Origin of the sequence: Pelagibacterium sp., assembly GCF_035555455.1 — a bacterium.
Taxonomy (GTDB): Bacteria; Pseudomonadota; Alphaproteobacteria; order Rhizobiales; family Devosiaceae; genus Pelagibacterium.
Genome location: NZ_DATMGM010000036.1, coordinates 43,675 through 63,615, shown reverse-complemented (window position 1 = coordinate 63,615; position 19,941 = coordinate 43,675). Strand labels below are relative to the sequence as shown.

Sequence of the window (19,941 nt, the reverse complement as noted above, 5' to 3'; positions counted from 1 at the left end):
AAGACCAGACTGGAACTCGAAAGTGAGCGGGACTATTCGTCCGGCTTGAAGTCGAGCGCAAGCCCGTTGGTGCAATATCGCAATCCCGTCGGAGCCGGGCCGTCCGGAAATACGTGGCCGATATGGGCATCGCAATTGGCGCAGCGGATTTCGGTGCGCCGCATGAAATGGCTGCGATCGTCGATTTCCTTGATGGCATCGTCTGAAACCGGCTGGAAAAAGCTGGGCCAGCCCGACCCGGACTCATATTTCGTATCCGATTTGAAAAGTGGGGCACCACAGCACACGCAATGATAGATGCCGTCCCTTTTTTCCAGATTATACGGGTGAGAGAAGGCGCGTTCGGTGCCATGCTCGCGGGTGACACGGAATTGTTCCGGCGTCAGTCTGGAGCGCCATTCGGTGGTGGACCGATCCGTTTCATCGTTCATTTTAACATCCCTTCCGTCGGTCATCGCAGATTATAGCGATCGCTTCCGATGTGGTTATCACAACTTTAGAGTCAATATTGCGTTCCAGGTTCCGGTTTTGGTTGAGCTTGCGCAAAGGAACGTTACTGTTTGCCAACTGATTCTTTCGGGCAGTCCTGCTTTCCGGGACTTGATGACGAGATTGGCGATCGGGGGACTCGTTTGGGACCTGACCTTGATGTGGTTGTCGCGCTGATAGCGCTTGCGCCTTTTATCGCCGCGCTTCTGGCCCCCTGGATCACACGGTTTGCCGGGCCAATGGCGGGCTGGATACTCGCCATCGTGCCCGCGGCCATCTTTGCAACTTTTCTCAGTTTTATCGGGCCGGTTTCCGATCTGACCGCAATTCAAGCCGGGCTCGATTGGATCCCGGCCTATGGGATCAGGTTTTCATTCTTCATCGACGGGTTGAGCCTGGTTTTTGGCGCGCTGATTTCCGGCATCGGCACGTTCATCATCATCTATTCGGGCGGCTATCTGGCGGGGCATCCGCATCAGGGGCGATTTTTCTCCTACATGCTGATGTTCATGGGGTCGATGCTCGGCCTCGTTCTGGCGGACAACATCTTCACCCTGTTCGTGTTCTGGGAACTGACCTCGATCACCTCGTTCCTCTTGATCGGGTTCGATCACAGTCGGCAGGCGGCCCGGCGGGCCGCTATTCAGGCCCTGATCGTCACCGGCGGCGGGGGACTGGCCTTGCTGGCCGGGCTGATCATGCTCACCCTCATCACCGGGCAGAACAGCCTGAGCGGCATGCTGGCCAGCGCGGGTGTCGCGCAGCAGAGCGGGGCGTATCTGGTCGCCATGCTGCTGGTTGTGGCTGGAGCGTTCGCCAAATCGGCCCAGTTCCCGTTCCACTTCTGGCTGCCCAACGCGATGGAAGCCCCAACGCCCGTCTCGGCTTATCTGCACTCGGCCACCATGGTGAAAGCGGGCGTCTATCTGCTGGCGCGCATGAACCCGGTACTGGGCGGAACCCAAGCGTGGTTCTGGATATTGACGGTATTCGGGGGTATCACCCTGCTGCTGGGCGGTGTGTTGGCCTTGCGCCAGACCGACCTCAAGCAAAAGCTCGCCTACACCACGCTGGGTTCGCTGGGGCTGCTGGTCATGCTGATCGGGTTTGGCACCAAAGAGGCGGTGCTCGGCGCGGTGCTGTATCTGTGCGCCCACTCCCTGTTCAAGGGTGCCCTGTTCATGGTGGCGGGGACCATCGATCACGGCACCGGGACTCGCGACATCACCGTCCTTCGCGGACTGCGCGAAGCCATGCCGGTGACCTTCATCGCTGCCCTGCTGTCGGGCTTTTCCATGGCCGGGTTCCCGATCGCGATTGGTTTTCTGGCCAAGGAAGAAATGTATCTGGCGCTGACCAGTGGCGTGTGGCCCGATCTGCTGTTTCTTGCCGTGATGGTCGTGGGCAATGCCTGCATGATGGTGGTGGGCCTGCTCATTGCGCTACGGCCCTTCCTTGGCGAACCGCGGCCAACGCCGCATGTGCCGCACGAAGGCTCGGTGAGCCTATTTGCCGGGCCGGTGGTGCTGGGGGTGCTGGGTATCGTTGCGGGGCTGTTCACCGATTGGCTCAACCGGGTGGTGCTCAGCCCCGCCGGTGCCTCCATTTACGATGGTGCGGTTGACGCCCAAGTCCATCTCGCCTTCGATTTGCTCAATCCCGCAATATGGGCTTCGATCGTAACCTGGGCCCTTGGGATAGCGCTGTTCTGGCACGCCGATAACGTTCGCCTGGCTTTGCGGCGGGTGGGCGAGGGCATCGGCTGGACCTTCGATGCCGGGTTCGACGCCGCAATGTTCGGACTGATCCGGTTCGGCGACCGGGTGACCCGTCTCCTGCATCACGGGCGGCTGGAACTTTATTTGCTGCTGTTTTTCGCCGTTCTGGCAGTCTCGCTGCTGGCGCCGCTGATCGTTTCCAACAGCTTGCCGTCTCTGCCGGACTGGCCGGTCCTGACCTTCTACGAGTGGGGTGCTGTGCTGATCGCCGCCATCGGGTTGATCACTGTGGTTGGCGCGCGTTCGCGGCTGACCGCCATCGTCGCGCTCGGTATTCAGGGCTTTGCGGTTGCGGTCATCTTCATGCTGTTCGGCGCGCCTGACCTGAGCTTCACCCAGTTCATGGTGGAAACCCTCAGCGTCATCATTCTCGCGCTCGTAATGACAAGGCTGCATCTGGGCAAGGCTGACCATCGCGAACTGGAGGCTGCGATCCGCGACGGAACCGTGGCCATCGCCGTGGGGGCGGGGATCACCATCCTGCTGCTGGTGGTGCTGCAAACCGATCTCGATTTGTCGCTAACCGAGCTATTCCAGGCGACCAGCACGCCGATCGCCCATGGTCGCAACATCGTCAACGTGATCCTTGTCGACTACCGCGCCATTGATACTTTGGGTGAAATCTCCGTCGTGATGGCCGCTGGTCTCGCCATTCTGGCGCTCATCCGGCATCGAGCGAAGCCTGAGTCGGCCAAAAAGCCGCGCTCGACGCGCAGGAAGGAGAAGGCGGCGTGAACACGGTCATTTTCAGAACTGCTGCTCCTGCGCTCTCCGCACTGATGCTGGTATTTTCCGTTTTTGTCATGTTACGCGGCCACAATGAACCCGGCGGCGGGTTCATTGGCGGACTGATCGGGGCGTCTGGCATCGCCATTTACAGCATTTCCGCAGGCGCTGCGGCGACACGACGGGCGTTGCGGGTGCACCCGATCACGCTGGCCGGGCTGGGCGTTGTGCTGGCCGCTATCGCCGGCTTTGTCTCTCTGGCAACCGAAGTTCCGTTTCTCACCGGCCTGTGGTGGATCTTTGAGTTTGAAGGCGCGGAAATCGCGCTTTCGACCCCGCTGCTGTTCGATATCGGGGTGTATGCGGTCGTCGTCGGGGCGATCAGCACCATCGCTCTGGCGCTGGACGGCGAAGAGGGAGACGACTGATGGAAGTGGCTCTTGCCGTTCTGATCGGCCTGTTTTTTGCGATCGCGGTCTATCTGTTGCTGTCCAAGGCGATCATCCGCATGCTGCTGGGCATGGTGATCCTCGGCAATGGCGTCAATCTGCTGATTTTCACCATCGGCCGTCTTTCGGTTGAGGTGCCGCCGATTGTGCCCGCCGGACAATTTTTCCCGCTTTCCGGTTCTGCCAATCCGCTGCCGCAGGCGTTGATCCTCACCGCTATCGTCATCGGCTTTGCGCTGTTTGCCTTCATGCTGGTGCTGGGCTACCGCGCGTATCAGGAACTGGATGCCGATGACACGGACAACATGCGTATCGCCGAGCCCGAGCATGCGCCGCGTCCTCCTTTGAGTTATTAGGTAAGCACGACCATGCCGTCTGCCGGTTCTCCCTACGATACGCTGGATCTGCCTGTTTCGATGATCGATGTGGCAACATCGGCATCCGATTGGCTGGTGGTCTGGCCGGTCGCGCTGGCCCTGTTCGGGGCGGGGTTCCTGGTCATGCTGCGCAGTCAGCGCCAGATCCAGCTCGTCTTTGCCGTGGCGATCATCGGCGCCATTCTGGTTTCGAACATCTACCTGGTGCTACGGGTTTTCGAGACGGGCCCGGTCGCCATGACCATGGGCAAGTGGTTGCCGCCGTTCGGCATCACATTTGCAGCAGACATGACCAGCGCCATCTTTGCGCTGGCGGCGTCGATCGCGACGCTGGTGGTAGCATTTTATGCCCAGACGGACCTCACCGAGCGCGGGCATCTGTTCGGGTTTTATCCGATGCTGCTGCTGCTGCTTGCAGGCGTCAGCGGCTCGTTCCTGACCGGGGATATCTTCAACCTCTATGTGTGGTTCGAAGTGATGCTGATCGCATCGTTCGGACTGCTCATTCTGGGCGGACGGAAAGTCCAACTCGATGGCGCGATCAAGTACGGATTTCTCAATTTCCTCGCGACAACGATGTTCCTCGTTGCCATCGCCTATCTCTACGGTTTGACCGGGACGCTCAATTTCGCCGATCTGGTGGAGAAAGGGGCAGCGATACCGTTCGGGCCGCTGATCACGGTTTCGTTGCTGTTCCTGTTTGCTTTTGCGGTCAAGGCTGCGGCGTTCCCCGCCAATGCCTGGCTTCCGGCCTCCTACCACACCCCCGATGTTGCGGTTTCGGCAATTTTTGGCGGATTGCTCACCAAGGTTGGGGCCTATGCCGCGATCAGGGTGTTGACCATGGCGCTGCCTGAAGGTCATGCCCAGCTCCAATCGGTCATCGCGATCATCGCGTTTGCGACACTGCTTCTGGGCCCGCTCGGCGCCATGGCCCAGGCCAATCTGCGCCGCGCTGTGGGGTTTTTCGTGATTGGCGGCATCGGGGCGATCTTTGCCGGTTTCGCCTTGGGAGCAATGCACGGGGTGGGTGGCGCGATCTTTTACGCCTTCCATTCGATGCTGACCCTCACCGCCTTCTACCTGCTGGCCGGGCTGATCGAAAAGACCACTGGCACTGCGGACATCCGCGAAATGGGTGGGGTGTATAAGGCGAGCGCTCCGCTTTCCATTCTGTTCGTCATCATGATTTTTGCGGTATCGGGCATGCCGCCCTTTCTGGGCCTTTGGCCGAAAATCCTGCTTGTCGAGAGCGGTATTCGCGGAGACAACTGGTGGCTGGTCTTTGCCGTACTCGCCAATTCATTCCTGACCCTGATCGCTGCCAGCAGGCTGTGGGCGCATATTTTCTGGCGCAATGGCAAAGAGGGTGAGCGCTCGGAACAGCCAAACCCCGACTTGCGCCCCCTGAGCCGCACAGATACGCGGCTGGGGCTGGTGCCAACCGCGGCCTTTTTCGCCGTCATCGTGATATTCGGGCTGTTTCCCGACTGGCTGTTCACCGCATCAGGGATTGCTGCGCGTGATCTGCTCGCGCCGGACCGCTACATTGATGCAGTGTTTGCGCAGGTGCCCCAGCCATGACCTTTGTCCTGATTGTCGTAACCCTTTCTGTGGTCTGGGCGTTCGTCACCGGCACCTTCACCCTGCTCAACCTGCTGCTCGGGGCGCTGATCGGGGCAGGGGCCGGCCTTTTCCTGCGTGAGCGGATCGAACGGCCGCATCTGCTGCGGCGGCTGGGCCGGGTGGTTTCGCTTGCCCTGCTGTTTCTGACCGAATTGGCGCTCTCTGCATGGCGGGTCGCAATCCTCGTGATTTCGCCCAATATGCACAACCGTATCGCCCCTGCGATCATCGCCTATCCGCTGACCGTGCAGACCGATGTCGAAATCACCCTGCTGGCCAATTTGATCACGCTGACCCCGGGGACGCTGAGCGTCGATGTGTCGGACGATCGCAGTGTGCTCTATATCCATGTCCTCGAAATGCACGATCGCGAGGAGACGATCGCCTCAATCCGGGATGGTTTTGAGCAAAAGATCATCGAGGTGTTCCAATGATGAGCGGCCCGGAATTCCTGCATTTGGCGACCACGATTTCGCTCGGTATTCTCACCTTGGCGCTGCTGGTAACTATTTACCGCATCATCGTTGGCCCCAGTCTGCCTGACCGTATTCTGGCGCTGGACATGCTGGTGGCGGTGGTCATCGGCTATATCGCGGTGATCGCCCTGCGCACGGGCTTCATGCTCTATCTCGATATTGCTATCGCGCTGGGGCTGATCGGGTTTTTGTCAACGGTTGCCTTTTCTCGCTTTGTGCTACAGCGCTGGGAAGTCAGCAGAACCAACGAGGAAGAGCATCTGGAGGAGGCACGGAAATGATCGTCGATCTGCTCTACTATGTCGCTGGTCTGATGCTGATTGCTGGTGCCCTGTTCAGCTTTCTGGCCGCATTCGGAATTGTCCGTCTGCCCGATCTGTTCACCCGGATGCACACGGCCTCCAAGGCCGGAGCTGTTGGGTCGGGGCTGGCGTTGCTGGCGATCGCGCTGGTGAGTTTCGAGACGGCGGTGATTTTCCGGGCCCTGCTGGGCATCATCTTTTTCATGCTCACGGCGCCGATTTCGGCGCATCTTCTGGCACGCGCCGCGTATATCGCCGGATACCGGCCTGCCAAGGGGCTGGTGATGGACGATTTCGAAAAATCTGACCATTTTCGCAAGTAAATGCCAAGATAACCAAAATTTGGACAAGATGTATGCGACGGTTGCAAACTGTTCCGAACAACAGTAGTGAGCAACCCAGCAAGGTCCGGATATACCGGATCGTGTGAAATAGCCCCCACCCCCATAGAAGGGATTTGCAATGACCGCTCTGGCTCACGCCGAGAACAAGGTCGAGCTTGACCTTGTCGAATACAGCACAGAAATCGTCGCTGCCTATGTCAGCCACAATGCTATCAGTCCTACCGATCTGCCCCGCCTGATCAGTGATGTTCACGACGCACTCAAAGCTTTGGGCTCCCAGGAAGCAATCATTCCTGAGGAGGAAAAGAAGCCGGCAGTGCCTGTGCGCAAATCCGTAACGCCTGACTATATTATCTGTCTTGAAGACGGAAAGAAGTTTAAGTCGCTCAAGCGGCACCTGCGCACCCATTATAATCTGTCGCCCGAGGAATATCGGGAAAAATGGGGCCTGCCCGTGGATTATCCCATGGTCGCGCCCTCCTATTCGGCCACGCGTTCGCGCCTCGCCAAGGCCAACGGATTGGGTCGCAAGACGGCCTGAAGCCTTTGATGACACTGCAAAAAAGGGCTGCGGCAGCGGCCCTTTTTTGTTGGCGATGGCAAGGCGGTTCGGGCGCAAGCAACCGCACCGTGCCGATTTGAACTCCAGCGCAAATTGGTAGGGGCACTTATCCCCGCGGCTCGCTCTCTCGGCTATAGGAATTATATCCTATTTATGAGAGAGTGTTCCTATGACGATTTGGGTGTCCACGACAAGCCGGATGGAGCGGAACCTGCTTTCGCCCGCTCTCCGGCGCGAGTGTCGGCTTGTTGTCCGCATTGTATCTTCTACCACTGGGGTGCGGTATCGGGATTTCTTCGCCCCCTCCCGCAAACAGCTCCCCACGGCGGCGGCCCGCCAACTGGCGATGTATCTGTGCAATGTGCTGCTGGGGATGACCATGACCCAGGTGGGACAGTTCTTCGGGCGAGACCGCACAACCGTGGCCTATGCTTGCGCCCAGATCGAAGATGCCCGCGACGAGGGCAGTCCGGAAGACATTCGAATCACCGCTTTGGAACAAGAGATCGAGAGGGCCAGACACTCCGGTCTGCGGTTCCCGCTCCATCCGGATTTGGCAGGAGCGATCCATGTCGGACGATAGCGTGCTGAAAAACGATACATTAAGATCGCTCGCGCGGCACAAGGCCGGTCTGCCCGGCTTTCTCCAACCCCACCATCTCGAAGCCGGGCAGCGCATTCAAGTCTTGTTTGAACGCAGTCAGTTACAGCCGCGGACCACGATGTATTACGGCCCGCGCGTCGGTGGCAACCGGGGAGGGGCAGGTGCGCACGACATCGGCGATATGGCAGCGGACGCGCGGCGCAAGCTGGCCGAAATCTGGAAACTCTTGCCCTCCGACTGCGCCGGAGTCCTGATCGATGTCTGCGGCTTCGACAAGGGCCTGCAACAGGTCGAAGTAGAGCGACGATGGCCGCGCCGCAGCGCAAAGCTGGTGCTGCGCATTGGATTGGAGGCAGCGGCAAGGCATTTCGGCCTCACATCAGACGCCGTGGGACTGCCTGCGACCGGAAACAGCAACTGGATGGAAGCCAGCGCAAGACCAAGCGAATTTGGCTGAGGGGCGGCTCAGGCCAGCGTGGCCGCCTGAGCATCCCCGCGAAGGCGGGCCACCATGGCGGCCAGGCCATTGGACCGCTGGGTGGACAGGTGTTCGCGCAGGCCGATCGAATCGAGGATCAGCAGGGCGTCGGTTGCGGCGATGTCCGCGGCGGTGCGGCCCGAATAGAGCGCCAGAATGATGGCGACCAGCCCCTTGACGATCATTGCATCGGAATCGCCGCGAAAGGTCAGTATGGTTCCGGTGTTACCAACGGTACTTTCGGTAACCAGCCAGACCTGCGATGCGCAGCCATGGACCTTGTTGTCCGCAATATATTCATTCGGAGACAGCGGCTTGAGGGCCTGGCCCAGTTCGATGATGTAGCGATACCGATCCTCCCAGTCGTCGAGCAGGGAGAGATTTTCGGCGATTTCATCAAATGCGGCTGTGGTGTTCATCCCCAATATCTAGCCCCTTGGCACCGGCAAGAAAAGGGGAAACCGGCTCAATATGCCCAATCCGGACGTGGGGGCGGGAAAGCGGCATATGCATCCGGCACGTCCGCAATAGTATCAAGCAAAACCGAAACCGGTTCACCCGCTTCTGCAACATGGCCGATGATGCTGCGGCCCACCACGCATTCGATGGCGGTGCAGCTTGCCGGCAGAAGAGTGTCGCCCACCATCTGCGCACCCTGACTGACCAGGTGTTCGCCGCCCGATCGGACCGACGCGCCCACGTCCATGCCAACGCCCGGCGCCATCACGATGAAGGCGGCGGTGAGCCAGAAGGCTGAGCGAACCAAAAACATGCACTTCCTTTCTTCGCTCGATGGCCGGCAGATCATTGCGCGCAGATTGCACGTCCCATGTGAAGCATTGGGCTCAAATTTGCTTAAAATTTTACACAAAGGCGATGCAGCCGATCAGGCGGCCATTAAGCAAGACTCTATTTACGCTACTCCGAGAAAGGCCCGCCAAACGTTGTCGGATGCGGGGGCAGAGGACCGGATGCCGTTCAGACTTAAGGGTGTTTTAGGGCTTGAATGGAAGGGTGGACCCGCCCGGACGATATTTCCGGATGCACTGCCGCAGCGTATCGCGGCATTCAGTTGAGTGTTTCATGCGTAACTCTTTCTCAGACTTGATCCCTAGTCACCTGGAGATGGCATCCGGCATCGCCGCAGCGGAGGCCGGTGCCGGGCTGCGTGGTGTGCTGGTCGGCAACACCGTGGCCATGATGGCGGGTCTCGGTCTGGCATTCGCATGTGCGCTGATGATTTTTGTAGATGGGAACGCCGCTCCCCTGTTTGCTGCCGTCGCCGCTCTGGCCTTCATGGTCCTGAGCGCTGTGCTGGTCGGCCGAAACGCATCTGAAGCGGCAATCGCCACCCATGTCGCCGCCCTTGCCATCGCGGGGTCGGGCCTTGCCTTGATGGACGGCGCGGTTATCAATTTCGGGGTTGGGCTTGGAGTGCTCGCTGGGGTGTATGGCGTGGCGCTGGGCCGTTCGCGTGTCCGGATGTTTGCCTGGGGCGCTCCTGCCATGGTCGTGGCGGTCAGCGGGTTTGGCAACTGGGCGTCAATTGCGCTGGGCGGGTGGCCCGCGAGTGTTTTCCCCGTTATCGCTATCGCTGTCGTTGCTGCCATGACGCTGATCACTTTTCGGCACCTCGATGCCGCGCGTCAACAGCTTGCCACTGATCAGACGCAGGTGTTTGCGACCCTCGCCGACACCATGCTGGGTGCCGTGGTGCGGTATCGCGAAAACGGTACGCCGACTTATATTTCCCGCTCAGCCAGCCAACTGCTGGGGTGCCGCCCGTTTGAACTGGACCATACCGGGCTTTTTGAACGCGTGCACGTGATGGACCGGCCAGCATACCGTAAGGCCATTGCCGATGTGTCGCGCAATCGCGTTCCGTTCGTTGTTGAATTGCGCCTGCGGCGCGACGATGCACAGGCCGGGGCAGGGGGGCGCTATATCTGGACGGAGTTGTCGCTGGCGCCATTGAGCCTGCCGACGGGATCGGACGATCAGCCTTGCGAAGTCCTGGGCGTCATGCGCAACATCAGTGTGCGCAAGGATGGCGAGAGCCAACTCGAAGCCGCCCGCCAGGAGGCCGTGGATGCCTCGGAGGCCAAGTCACGGTTCCTCGCCACCATCGGCCATGAACTGCGCACGCCGCTCAACGCCATTGTCGGCTTTTCCGACATGATGGCCGAGGGGATCGGGGGCGATCTATCGCCCACTCATCAGGAATATGCGGGCCATATCAGCCGCAGCGGTCACCATCTGATCGACGTGGTCAACATGCTGCTCGACATGTCGAAGATTGAAGCGGGCAAGTTCGAAGTCCACACAGAATTGTTTGCGCCGCAGGATCTGGTCGAGCCCTGCCTGCAAATGGTCGAGAAACTGGGCCGTGACCGCAGGATCGACATAGACGCCCGATTGCCGGAGCGCCTGCCCAATATCGTGGGTGATGAGCGGGCCTGCCGGCAGATCCTGATCAACCTGCTCTCCAACGCCCTTAAATTCAGCCACGAAGGCGGCAAGGTTATCCTTTCCGTCAAGCGGCAGGGTAAGATGCTCAACATTTCTGTGTCCGATGGCGGCATCGGTATGCACCCCGATACCATCCGACGGATCGGTGAGCCGTTCCTTCAAGCGCAGGCGGGATTGGCCCGCCGATACGAGGGGACCGGGTTGGGGTTGTCGATTGTGAAGGGGTTGGTGGCGCTGCATGGGGGGCGGCTGGAAGTGCTGTCGGAACAGGGGGTGGGCACGACTGTGACCGTGCTGCTGCCCATTGATGGCCCCCAAAGTTTGGCAAAAGTTGGCGGTACAATTGAGCACCTTCCCGCGAGAATGCGCAAAAATGACGAAGAAAAATGGCTAGAAGACGAAAGAAGAAGCGCAGCACTATGACCACCGGCATTGCTCAGATTCCCCTTGCGATTGGCGCCAGCGCGGCCGGGTTCGCCGCAAAAGGTTTTGCCTGGGGGTTCGCTCAGTTCGCGCGCTCGCCAATGGCCTCGACAGGTCTTGTGCTGGCTTCGGGGCTGATCCTGATGGCGGGGACCAATGCGCTGTTCCTGCAGGAGACGCGCCACCCGGCCCCCATGTTTGCAGCCGGGGCGCAAAAGAGCGTGGATATCCCCGAGCCCATCGCGCCCGTGGTGGTGCAGCCCGAAAGCGTGCCCGCGCGGCCCGCGATGGAACAGACAGCCAGCGTTGTGGCTGCAGAGCCGGCGCCGGTGCAGCCTGCGCCGGTGTCCGAACCTTCGGCCATCGGTAATCAGGATATTGCCGATTTGCAGGGCAAGCTAATGGCGCTGGGCATGTTCAACGGGACCGTCGACGGCTATTATGGCCCCAAGACCGCCGACGCTATCCGGCTGTTCGAATCCCGGTCCGGCTTGCCGCGGACCGGGGCGGCCACGCCGCAGGTGATCGAGGCTGTGAAAAGGGCACCTTTAGAAACGTCCCAGACGCCAGCGCCGGTGAACACGGCTCCGGCCCCGTTGGTGGCGGCGGAACCTGCCGCCGACGAACTTGGTCCGCTCATCGCCCAGATGCAGGAAGATTCGGCGACCGCCATGGCAGCAGCGGAGCGCCAGACAGTGGCGGACTTGTCCCCGGACGTCCCGCAGGCCGCTCAGGCCACAGCGCCAGTCACCGCCGCGCCGAGTCGGGCCGATGTGGCCCCGGTCCTCAACGAGGACCTGGTCAGCGAAATCCAGCGCGGTCTGACGCGGCTCGGGTTCCTGCAAGGGGCGGTAAACGGGGTTGCTGATGAAGCGACTGCCCGCGCCATCCGCCAGTTCCAGATCTTCAACAACTTTCGGCCCACCGGAGAGGTGAGCCCCATGTTGCGGCAGATGCTGGTCGAAGCGGGTGCTTTCCTCTAGGCTTTGGACGAGCGCGATTTGCCGCGTTCGCATCCGGGTCCAGTCTTATTGCCATGCAACAATTGCGTTCCGACATCTGGTGCGCCGCATTCGTGCGGCGGCATAACGACAACGGCAATTTCTGCGTGGTGTCACGGCGCGGTGATTCGATCGCGGGCCAGATCTGGATCGAGGTCGATCATCTGGACGGTACGGTATCGTTGTTTACGCCGGCACCGGGTGCCTTGCTCGATGAGCAACCTGTCGACCGGGTATTCCAAAAGCGCTTCGACCGTGTCGATCCGCTGACGGTGGTCGAGAGGATCGCGCAGGAAAGCAAATTCGATCCCGATTTCTGGGTGCTGTCGCTCGATATGCGCGGCGATGACCCGGGAATCGACCTAGTATAAGAAAATTATCCCGCCTGGCGCGAGGTGCTCAGCTGATCGAGCGCCTTGAGGGCCTCGTCGCCCGCAGAACGACTGCGCTGTGCAGGCCGAGTTTCACCCGCGCGCTGCCTGGAGGCGGGAACACCGGCATATTCAGGCCTGGCGAGTTCGGCGGGTTTCACGTCGCCACGCCACGCGCTCATCACATACACCATGGCGGAAACGCTGATCTCTTCGAACATGCGGGCGAAACCGGCCAACTGCCCCGAGCGATCCGAATCATGGCTGGTTGCATGAATGAGGACCTTGAGACCTTCCTTGGACGTGCATCCAAAGGCCCGGAGCACGACAAAGAGCGCGGCTCCATTGGTGTCGTGGGCAATCTCGGCGCAGCGGAATTCATCAAGGCCGGTGATCTGGGTCAACAGCCGGGTGATCCTGGGCCGCCGGTTTTCCGAAAACAGCTTCATCAGCGCACCGGTGAATTCATCGGTTGCGACCGAAATCTGCTCAAAGGTGCGCATCATCGGCGCTTGCGGCAGATTGCGCCCGGCATAGGCCCGCAGAACGCTGGTTCGGCCTTCTTCAGAAAGATCGAAGAATACATTGGTCAGCAGGGCGGCGTCGAAATCCCCGCGTTGTGCGAGGGTGGAGGCCACCTGATGATCCATTTCAGCAGAGCGCAACAGGGCATCGAGATGGGCCCCGCGCGGCGCGATGGCGGTGTTGGTTGCGAGGGCCCGATAGACCTTGCGGCTGTTGATGGCGAACAGCCGTGCCAACGCGCCATTGGAAAGATCGTCCCTGTGGGCGATGGCGGCGGCAACATCGATATTGCCCTTGTCGATCAGACGCAGCACGACATCATTGGACAGCGACGAGGCCTGCTCCACATGGGGGATCAACCCGGTGCCCAGATGCTCATAAACGAGGATTTCGAGAGCCGGTGTGAGGTGCCCGGCGCTGGCCAGGATGCCAGCGGCCCTGGCGCGTGCGGTTGGCGCGGCGGTGGGGAACAGCCGCTGGGCCAACACTTCGAACTGCTCGATCTCTGCGGCGAGTGGGCGAGCGCGGCGCGCATAGGCATCGCACGCGGCCACCAGCAGCGTGTTGGCCCGCTCGACACCGCCATTTTCAATCAGCAGTTGGAATGTTTCATATGGCTGAAAGCCGATCATCTGGTCTGAGCCGATCCGGTCCCCTGTCTCTATCGTCACTATTGACCGCAATTCGTTAGCGGACTGTTAACCTTGACGAAGTCTTAATGGCGTATGACAGGCGGGTCGCCGGACGTGGGACAGGGAAGAGCCACGCGCCGGAAAACTGCACCGAACGGATGAGGCCACACATGGGCAGGGTGCTCAAATTCAGTCTCAGGGAGGCGCGTTCAGCGCCGGTGACCGCCAAGGGTCATACGGCAAAAATCATACTGTTCATGGGCGTCCGCTATGAGCGCGCCACCGCTGTCTGCGAGTCGGCACAAAGGCCGCAGATGGGACGGACGCGAAAGGGCTGAACTGGTGATCTCCCGTTTCGTTTCATCGTTTCATCGTTCCACGGAAACGGTGAAACGAACCAAGCCGTTGTTTTTGCGCATGTCCTGGAATTGCTCTGGCGTTCTCATCGCCCTGGCTTGCCTTGCCGTTGCTGGCTGCGCCCGGCCCACGGGCGATTTCGGCCGGGCAGCACCAAGCGTGCTCCACGACGAACTGATGCCGCACATGGGGGCGGCGCAGGCCGCCGGGCGGGGCGAAGCGGTCTCTAATTTCAATCTCACCGACCAGGAACGGGAAATGGAAGATCGGGTGTGGCGGTTTCTGGTTGCGCCCCACAGCCGGGACTGGTTCTATGACACCGCGGTCGAACTGCAACGGACGCGCATATCCGCCGCGACCGATACGCAGTTTCTAGCTGATCGCTATTACCAGTATTTGCGCAGTACCCGCTTCCAGTCGTCCCGGGTGCGCTACAGCAAGATTGCCGACGATATCACTGCCGATATCGCCACCATTCCTGCGACCTTTGCCGCCATCTGCCGGGTGATCGAAGTGGACCGGCAGCGCCAGATTGCCGTGGGCAATGTCGGCCTGGCGGCCCCCGACGCCCCGCAACAGGTGGCGGCGCGCCGCATCGAAAATAACCGCAAAATCAATTGGTTCACGCGTGCGCTGGGCTATCGGCATCTGTCCTATTCAACGGCATTGGAGCGGTTGCTGGTCGAGACCCCGCACGAGGAAGCGCGTTCGGTCGATGCGCTGTTGACGCACATGGCCGCCTATGTGCAGCGCGCCGAGGCGGGGGATTTCTGCCTTGCCGGTGGCGGAGGCGTGGTGTTCAAGGACAGCGCGCTTGCCTCGCGATTTGAGCAGCCGGTGGAGGCGCTTGTCCGCAAATAGCGGCGCTTGTCGAAGGACGCCCTAGCGCAGCGTCCGGCAGGCAAGACCGGCGAGGATATCCCGATAGCGCTCTCGCATGGAGGGATGCGGCGGGGCCAGCCGGATAACGGCGATCGCGTCGTCGCCGCCGGTTTCCACAATCAGCAGGCCTTCGTTGATCTCGAAGCGCTGTTCGGCCAAGAGCCGCGTTTGGGACGGATTGAACAGCCCCATATCGAGCAAGTCGCCGGACCCGGACCGGTTGGTGGTCGAATAGATCACATGGCCGCTGGGATTGAAAACCGCAACAGACCAGAAGGCGAGGGGAAGCGGGCCGCTGACGATGCCGGGGCCATCGTTGAGCTCCAGCCGGCACACGCCATAGAGCAGTTCGGGGTCGAGCCCGAGCGGGTTGGGCGCATTGGGGCCGATATCGTCGATAACCACCAGCGTTTCCGCCGGGGCGATGGCGCTGAGCCGATTCCAGACGCCCCGCGTCGCCGCATCGGGCAGGGTGATGATGACGATGAGATGGATCAGCCCGCCCAGCACAAGGCCGCCCGCCGCCCAGAACAACAGCCGGCTCATGGGCACACCAGTTTGCGGATGGATGGCATATCGCCAAGTGCCGAATTGCCACCAGAAAAGGCGGTAGCATCATAGAGCGTGAGCAGGATCACGAATTCACCTTTGCCCGCCGTTTCCAGCCAGTTGCCGGGCGAAAGATGCGGGCCGACCGCAGCGACAAGGTCACCAGCGCCGCTGCGCGCGATCCGCTCGCTGTGAAGGGCGGGGAGGGCATCGGACGCGGCAATGTTGGTGCCGTCAAGGGCGGTGGCAACCAGCGTCCAGAAGCTGGCGCCGGGAACGGTGCCCCTTATTTCGTAAGTGCATCGGGCATCGAGGGCTTCGCCGTCATCATCGCTGAAGGCGGAGAACTGGATGCCTTCGGCATGGCCGAGTTGCAGGTGGCCGGTTCGGGCCAGATAGGCGCGGGTGTAGGGATTGGGCGCAGCCTGCCCGACATCGGGCCAGGCAACCCATGGGCCGACCCGGACAGCGGCAAGCAGCCGACCATCGGTCAGCGCGTAGTAACTGGCGCCGAACCCCGTGCCGAGTGCAATCGCAAGGCCGAACAGCAGTCGGAAAAGCAACCCCAAGACGTCAAAGACTTTCGTTTGTGTCCAGTGACGGGACCGCAGCCTGATCCAGTCCGGCACCAGTGCCAGTCTGTAGTGCCTGACGCATTTTTTCCGACAGATCAAGGAGCTTGAGGGCGGCAGCAGGGGTGAGATTGGGGGCGCGCATCACCGCAGCCTCGCCATCCTCGTCGCTGTCGGCGCTGGCGATGACAAACGGCCTCGGCTCCATAGCGACACCAAACAGGGGCTTCACCTCGATATTTGAGTGCGCGAAGTCCATGAATTTCTGCCAGCTCATGGCGGGCAGGGTGCCGCCGGTGAGGTTGTTCATCGCGGAGTAGTTATCGTTTCCATACCAGACGGCAGCGACGTAATTGCCGGTGTAGCCGACATACCAGGCGTCGCGATACGAACTGGTGGTGCCGGTTTTGCCCGCGCTGGGCACACCCTCGACCACAGCCCGGCCACCGGTGCCGCCATAATTGACCGCGTTGAGGATGTCGTTCATCGCCAGCACGATCTGCTCGTCGAGGACGCGCTCGTGCGAGTCCTGGGCTTCGAACACGACTTCTCCCCGCAGGGTGGTGATGCGGCTTATGCCAAAGCCCGTGGCGCGATAGCCGCCATTGGCGAAGACGGCGAACGAGGAGGCCATGTCGATCACGCTCACCGAGGCAACCCCGAGCGCGAGCGAGCGGGTGACGGGAAAGTCGTTGCGAATGCCCAGACGGTGCGCCATTTCGGCTATCGGCTCGCGCCCGGTCTGGATCGAGAGGCGGACCGGCACAGTGTTGATCGAGGAGGCCATCGCCGCGCGTATGGTCGTCGAGCCGCGATAGGAGCGGCCGTAATTCTGCGGGCACCAATTGCCGATGCACACCGGACTGTCGGAAATCGCCGAACGAGGGGTGATGTCGAGCATTTCGAAAGCGGTGGCATAGACGAACGGCTTGAACGCCGAGCCCGGCTGCCGGTTGGGCGCAGTGGCACGGTTGAACTGGCTCTGGCCATAATCGGTCCCGCCCACCATAGCCCGGACGGCGCCGTTGAGATCCATGGCGACCATCGCGCCCTGATTGACCTTGTAGGCCGCACCTTGCTCGCGCAGCACCGAGATGATCGCGTCTTCGGCATGCGCCTGCAATTCGGGATCGATCGTGGTGCGGACCACGAAGCCGACCTCGTCGCTGTCGCCGACGATGCGCTTGGTTTCAAAAAACGCCCAGTCGAGGAAATAGTTGGGGGAGTTGATCTCGTCGGAGCGGTTAATCGGCTCGGCGGGGCGGCGACGGGCGGCGGTGACCTGTCCTTCGGTGAGGTAGCCCGCGTTGACCATGTTGGAGAGCACCACATTGGCCCGACCGCGCGCGGCGGCCACGTCGACATGAGGCGCAAAGCGGGTGGGGGCCTTGTACAGCCCGGCCAGCATTGCCGCTTCCGACAGGTCGACATCCTGCACCTGTTTGCCGAAATAATACTCGGCGGCGGCGACCACGCCGAAATTGCCACCCCCCATATAGGCGCGGTCCAGGTAGAATTTTAAAATCTCATCCTTGGTGTAATTGGCCTCCAGCCAGAACGAGAGGAACAGTTCCTTGATCTTGCGCTCCAGCGTGCGCTCGTTGGAGAGGAACAGGTTCTTGGCCAGTTGCTGGGTGATCGATGAGCCGCCCTGAAGGCTGGAATCGCCTTCGGCGTTGGAGAGCAGCGCGCGCACTGTGCCCCACACGTCGATGCCGAAATGGGTGTAGAACCGCCGGTCTTCGGTGGCCAGTGTTGCCTTGATGAGGAAGTCGGGTATTTCGGCCAGCGCCACGGAATCATCGGCGCGAATGCCGCGGCGACCGATTTCATTGCCGTACCGGTCGAGAAAGATCACCGAGTAATCTTCCGCCCGATTGAACTCGCCCGAGGCGGTCGCATCCATGGCAGACAACGCCAGAGCGGTCATCAGCACCGCGCCCATGGCGCCAAAGCTCAGGGCGTCTGAGGTGATCTCGACAAAGAAGCGCCGCAGGCCGCGCACGGAGAACAGGGCGAAAAAATCCTGAATCCTGGTATAGAGTCGTCCCGACGAGCGCATTCCGTCATAGAGGAACGAATCCAGCCACGCGTCTGCTTCGAGCAGCCGATTTTTGCCCCTGGACTGCTTTTCCTTGGTATAAAACGGATCCTGCACCTTGGCCCTTCGGTCGCTTGGGTCTCGTCCGCGCGCACCAAGGGTGCGCCCGATCCGGATTTTTTTATTGTATTGCCAACCGGCGGCGCGGGTCACCACAATTTTATGCAAGAAGGCCCGGTTGGTTAAAGGCACGGAGTTGATATCGCCGATGGCGTTCTGGGATGAAAAGCCGCTGGAGGCAATGACGACCGAAGAGTGGGAAGCGCTCTGCGATGGGTGTGGACGCTGCTGCCTGCTCAAGCTCGAAGACGAAGATACCGGCCAGATCTTTGCTGCCAATGTCCGCTGCAAGCTGCTCGACGATGAAACCTGTGCCTGTTCGGACTATCCCAACCGGCAGGCCAAGGTGCCCGATTGCATCAAGCTGACCCCCGAAAAGGTGCGCGAAATCCACTGGATTCCAAAAAGCTGTGCCTATCGCCGCATTGCCGAAGGGCGCGGCCTGGCCTGGTGGCATCCGTTGGTCTCCGGCGATCCCAACACCGTTCACGCCGCCGGGATTTCCGTGCGGGGGCGCACGGTCGCCGAACAGGATGCCGATATCGATGACTGGGAAAGCCACATCATCGACTGGGTCGACTGGGAGCCCGAAGAATAACGCTTCGATGGAATATGGGTATCAAAATCAAAGGTTTGTGCCGCGATTAGCCCGGATTTGTAGAAGATTTCGGGCGATGAACGTTTTCTGAATATCCGATTCAGGGCCGGTTCCTGCGGCCTGTCCTAATTCTGATCCTGCAAGAGACAAGAGGCGGTACGCAACACCCGCCAGTCCAAACCAGGAGACGGAACATGATCAGGAAATTCGTTATCGCAGCCACCATCGCTGTCAGCGCCGCTGCCGTGGCAGCCCCCACTCTGGCCAATGATATCTTCATCAACCAGTGGGGCTATGGCCACTCCGCAGGCGGCACCCAGAATGGCTGGGGCAACCAGATCGGCATCTTCCAGGATGGCTGGTGGAACGCGACCACCAACACCCAGCATGGCCACGGCAACGTCGCCGCGAGCGGCCAGACCGGCTGGAGCAATAATGCGCAGAGCTGGCAGAACGGCAATTTCAACGAAGCGGGCGTAGGCCAGTTTGGCTCCAACCACACCTCGATCCTGACCCAGGACGGCAACGGCAATATCGCTGCCGGGGTGCAGGTGGGCAATGGCTGCAGCGCCAATGTCGATCAGTATGGCTCGGGCAACGTCGCCGCTTTCGTTCAGGTTTGCCCGTAATTTCACCGATTTTCGCACCGGCCCGGGTCGCGTGCCCGGCCGGAGCGCCACAGCAAGGAGAAATCCAATGTCTGGGCATACTCACAAATTGAGCGGCTATCTGTTCCCCGCCGCCGGTGCCGTCCTCGCCCTGGGCCTGATCGCAAGCGCCGGCTACGCCCGCTCCGCAGATGCAGCGACGAGTGCTGGGGCTCCTCTATGCGAGGTGGCCATCACAAGTGCAGGCGGGGCGACGGTGCTCGAAGCGCTGTACAATGGCGGCCCTGCTTCTGGAACCTACCGGTTTTCCGCCCGATCCATCGGCGGGGCGGGCACGAGCGTCGTCAATCAGGGCGGCGGATTTACTGCGCGGGAACCTGGTCCGACCTCGCTGGGCCGCATCTCGATGGGCAACGGCGCGCGCTACGAGATCGAGTTCACCATCGAAATCGACGGCATGACCTTCGATTGCATGCAGGCCGGGAGCCCTCTCGCCTGACGCGTCGCACGCGATGGCAAGTCTTAACGACAGATAAACGCCAGCGTCCGGGGCGGTTCAGCACAACCCGGGCATGGTGGAAA

The 19,941-nt window shown here is 60.9% G+C and carries 24 protein-coding genes and 1 pseudogene; 18 read left to right on the top strand and 7 right to left on the bottom strand.

What is annotated here, in order from left to right:
* Nucleotides 1-32: 32 nt before the first annotated feature.
* On the bottom strand, nucleotides 33-431 hold the full coding sequence (msrB, locus tag VNS12_RS06325; protein WP_325486996.1) for a peptide-methionine (R)-S-oxide reductase MsrB: 399 nt from the start codon (nucleotides 429-431) through the stop codon (nucleotides 33-35).
* A gap of 219 nt (nucleotides 432-650) precedes the next feature.
* Here msrB and VNS12_RS06320 point away from each other — a divergent pair, with 219 nt between their 5' ends.
* The 10 genes from VNS12_RS06320 (at nucleotide 651) to VNS12_RS06275 (ending at nucleotide 8,190) form a co-directional block, all read left to right on the top strand.
* Nucleotides 651-3,002: a putative monovalent cation/H+ antiporter subunit A gene (locus tag VNS12_RS06320; protein WP_325487012.1), complete on the top strand. Its 2,352-nt coding sequence runs from the start codon at nucleotides 651-653 to the stop codon at nucleotides 3,000-3,002.
* Nucleotides 2,999-3,421, top strand: coding sequence for an MnhB domain-containing protein (locus tag VNS12_RS06315; protein ID WP_325486995.1), 423 nt, complete (start codon nucleotides 2,999-3,001; stop codon nucleotides 3,419-3,421). The genes VNS12_RS06320 and VNS12_RS06315 overlap by 4 nt, the downstream gene beginning before the upstream one ends.
* Nucleotides 3,421-3,798 carry a Na+/H+ antiporter subunit C gene (locus tag VNS12_RS06310; protein WP_325486994.1) on the top strand — a complete coding sequence of 126 codons (378 nt, stop codon included), beginning with the start codon at nucleotides 3,421-3,423 and terminating at the stop codon, nucleotides 3,796-3,798. Before VNS12_RS06315 ends, VNS12_RS06310 begins: the two co-directional genes overlap by 1 nt.
* A gap of 12 nt (nucleotides 3,799-3,810) precedes the next feature.
* Nucleotides 3,811-5,403, top strand: coding sequence for a proton-conducting transporter transmembrane domain-containing protein (locus VNS12_RS06305; RefSeq protein WP_325486993.1), 1,593 nt, complete (start codon nucleotides 3,811-3,813; stop codon nucleotides 5,401-5,403).
* The gene (locus VNS12_RS06300) at nucleotides 5,400-5,879 is read left to right on the top strand and encodes a Na+/H+ antiporter subunit E (RefSeq protein ID WP_325486992.1); all 480 of its coding nucleotides are present in this window, start codon (nucleotides 5,400-5,402) and stop codon (nucleotides 5,877-5,879) included. Before VNS12_RS06305 ends, VNS12_RS06300 begins: the two co-directional genes overlap by 4 nt.
* Entirely contained in the window at nucleotides 5,876-6,202 is a 327-nt protein-coding gene (locus VNS12_RS06295; protein WP_325486991.1) for a cation:proton antiporter, read from the top strand. The genes VNS12_RS06300 and VNS12_RS06295 overlap by 4 nt, the downstream gene beginning before the upstream one ends.
* Entirely contained in the window at nucleotides 6,199-6,546 is a 348-nt protein-coding gene (mnhG, locus tag VNS12_RS06290; RefSeq protein WP_325486990.1) for a monovalent cation/H(+) antiporter subunit G, read from the top strand. Before VNS12_RS06295 ends, mnhG begins: the two co-directional genes overlap by 4 nt.
* A 139-nt stretch (nucleotides 6,547-6,685) precedes the next feature.
* Complete coding sequence (locus VNS12_RS06285) at nucleotides 6,686-7,108, top strand: Ros/MucR family transcriptional regulator (protein ID WP_325486989.1); 423 nt, start codon at nucleotides 6,686-6,688, stop codon at nucleotides 7,106-7,108.
* A 190-nt stretch (nucleotides 7,109-7,298) separates the two neighbouring features.
* Complete coding sequence (locus tag VNS12_RS06280; protein WP_325486988.1) at nucleotides 7,299-7,712, top strand: helix-turn-helix domain-containing protein; 414 nt, start codon at nucleotides 7,299-7,301, stop codon at nucleotides 7,710-7,712.
* Complete coding sequence (locus VNS12_RS06275) at nucleotides 7,699-8,190, top strand: DUF6456 domain-containing protein (RefSeq protein ID WP_325486987.1); 492 nt, start codon at nucleotides 7,699-7,701, stop codon at nucleotides 8,188-8,190. The genes VNS12_RS06280 and VNS12_RS06275 overlap by 14 nt, the downstream gene beginning before the upstream one ends.
* Before the next feature lie 8 nt (nucleotides 8,191-8,198).
* Here VNS12_RS06275 and VNS12_RS06270 read toward each other — a convergent pair whose 3' ends face one another.
* Together VNS12_RS06270 and VNS12_RS06265 are read right to left on the bottom strand one after the other, a co-directional pair.
* On the bottom strand, nucleotides 8,199-8,630 hold the full coding sequence (locus VNS12_RS06270; protein ID WP_325486986.1) for a SufE family protein: 432 nt from the start codon (nucleotides 8,628-8,630) through the stop codon (nucleotides 8,199-8,201).
* A 47-nt stretch (nucleotides 8,631-8,677) separates the two neighbouring features.
* Nucleotides 8,678-8,983 carry a hypothetical protein gene (locus VNS12_RS06265; protein ID WP_325486985.1) on the bottom strand — a complete coding sequence of 102 codons (306 nt, stop codon included), beginning with the start codon at nucleotides 8,981-8,983 and terminating at the stop codon, nucleotides 8,678-8,680.
* Nucleotides 8,984-9,294: 311 nt separating this feature from the next.
* Here VNS12_RS06265 and VNS12_RS06260 point away from each other — a divergent pair, with 311 nt between their 5' ends.
* From VNS12_RS06260 to VNS12_RS06250, 3 genes are read left to right on the top strand one after another with little or no spacing between them, the layout of a single operon-like run.
* Nucleotides 9,295-11,103 carry a PAS domain-containing sensor histidine kinase gene (locus tag VNS12_RS06260; protein ID WP_325486984.1) on the top strand — a complete coding sequence of 603 codons (1,809 nt, stop codon included), beginning with the start codon at nucleotides 9,295-9,297 and terminating at the stop codon, nucleotides 11,101-11,103.
* Nucleotides 11,067-12,086 carry a peptidoglycan-binding domain-containing protein gene (locus VNS12_RS06255; protein WP_325486983.1) on the top strand — a complete coding sequence of 340 codons (1,020 nt, stop codon included), beginning with the start codon at nucleotides 11,067-11,069 and terminating at the stop codon, nucleotides 12,084-12,086. The genes VNS12_RS06260 and VNS12_RS06255 overlap by 37 nt, the downstream gene beginning before the upstream one ends.
* A 53-nt stretch (nucleotides 12,087-12,139) precedes the next feature.
* A complete protein-coding gene (locus VNS12_RS06250) occupies nucleotides 12,140-12,475 on the top strand; it encodes a DUF1491 family protein (protein WP_325486982.1) in 336 nt (111 codons plus the stop codon).
* A 5-nt stretch (nucleotides 12,476-12,480) separates the two neighbouring features.
* Here the strand turns inward: VNS12_RS06250 and VNS12_RS06245 are convergent, their stop codons facing one another.
* Nucleotides 12,481-13,671: a DUF2336 domain-containing protein gene (locus VNS12_RS06245; RefSeq protein WP_325486981.1), complete on the bottom strand. Its 1,191-nt coding sequence runs from the start codon at nucleotides 13,669-13,671 to the stop codon at nucleotides 12,481-12,483.
* 348 nt (nucleotides 13,672-14,019) lie between these two features.
* On the opposite strand from VNS12_RS06245, the gene VNS12_RS06240 reads away from it, so the two are divergent.
* Nucleotides 14,020-14,850 (top strand): hypothetical protein, encoded by an 831-nt coding sequence (locus VNS12_RS06240; RefSeq protein ID WP_325486980.1) that lies wholly within the window; start codon nucleotides 14,020-14,022, stop codon nucleotides 14,848-14,850.
* Between the two features lie 21 nt (nucleotides 14,851-14,871).
* Here VNS12_RS06240 and VNS12_RS06235 read toward each other — a convergent pair whose 3' ends face one another.
* Genes VNS12_RS06235 through VNS12_RS06225 form a run of 3 tightly spaced genes read right to left on the bottom strand, consistent with a single transcriptional unit; the run spans nucleotide 14,872 to nucleotide 18,150 of the window.
* The gene (locus VNS12_RS06235; protein WP_325486979.1) at nucleotides 14,872-15,417 is read right to left on the bottom strand and encodes a DUF1254 domain-containing protein; all 546 of its coding nucleotides are present in this window, start codon (nucleotides 15,415-15,417) and stop codon (nucleotides 14,872-14,874) included.
* A complete protein-coding gene (locus tag VNS12_RS06230; RefSeq protein WP_325486978.1) occupies nucleotides 15,414-15,989 on the bottom strand; it encodes a DUF1214 domain-containing protein in 576 nt (191 codons plus the stop codon). Before VNS12_RS06230 ends, VNS12_RS06235 begins: the two co-directional genes overlap by 4 nt.
* Before the next feature lie 4 nt (nucleotides 15,990-15,993).
* Nucleotides 15,994-18,150, bottom strand: coding sequence for a transglycosylase domain-containing protein (locus VNS12_RS06225; RefSeq protein ID WP_325486977.1), 2,157 nt, complete (start codon nucleotides 18,148-18,150; stop codon nucleotides 15,994-15,996).
* A gap of 151 nt (nucleotides 18,151-18,301) precedes the next feature.
* On the opposite strand from VNS12_RS06225, the gene VNS12_RS06220 reads away from it, so the two are divergent.
* From VNS12_RS06220 to csgH, 4 genes and pseudogenes are all read left to right on the top strand, one after another.
* Entirely contained in the window at nucleotides 18,302-18,751 is a 450-nt protein-coding gene (locus tag VNS12_RS06220) for a YcgN family cysteine cluster protein (RefSeq protein ID WP_325486976.1), read from the top strand.
* A gap of 194 nt (nucleotides 18,752-18,945) precedes the next feature.
* Nucleotides 18,946-19,266, top strand: a pseudogene (locus VNS12_RS06215) (curlin); the annotation flags it as partial.
* Nucleotides 19,197-19,472, top strand: a complete 276-nt coding sequence (locus tag VNS12_RS15420; RefSeq protein WP_414693076.1) for a hypothetical protein — start codon at nucleotides 19,197-19,199, stop codon at nucleotides 19,470-19,472. The pseudogene VNS12_RS06215 and the gene VNS12_RS15420, both read left to right, overlap by 70 nt.
* On the top strand, nucleotides 19,448-19,858 hold the full coding sequence (gene csgH / locus VNS12_RS06210; protein WP_325486974.1) for a curli-like amyloid fiber formation chaperone CsgH: 411 nt from the start codon (nucleotides 19,448-19,450) through the stop codon (nucleotides 19,856-19,858). The genes VNS12_RS15420 and csgH overlap by 25 nt, the downstream gene beginning before the upstream one ends.
* The last annotated feature ends 83 nt before the right edge of the window (nucleotides 19,859-19,941 follow it).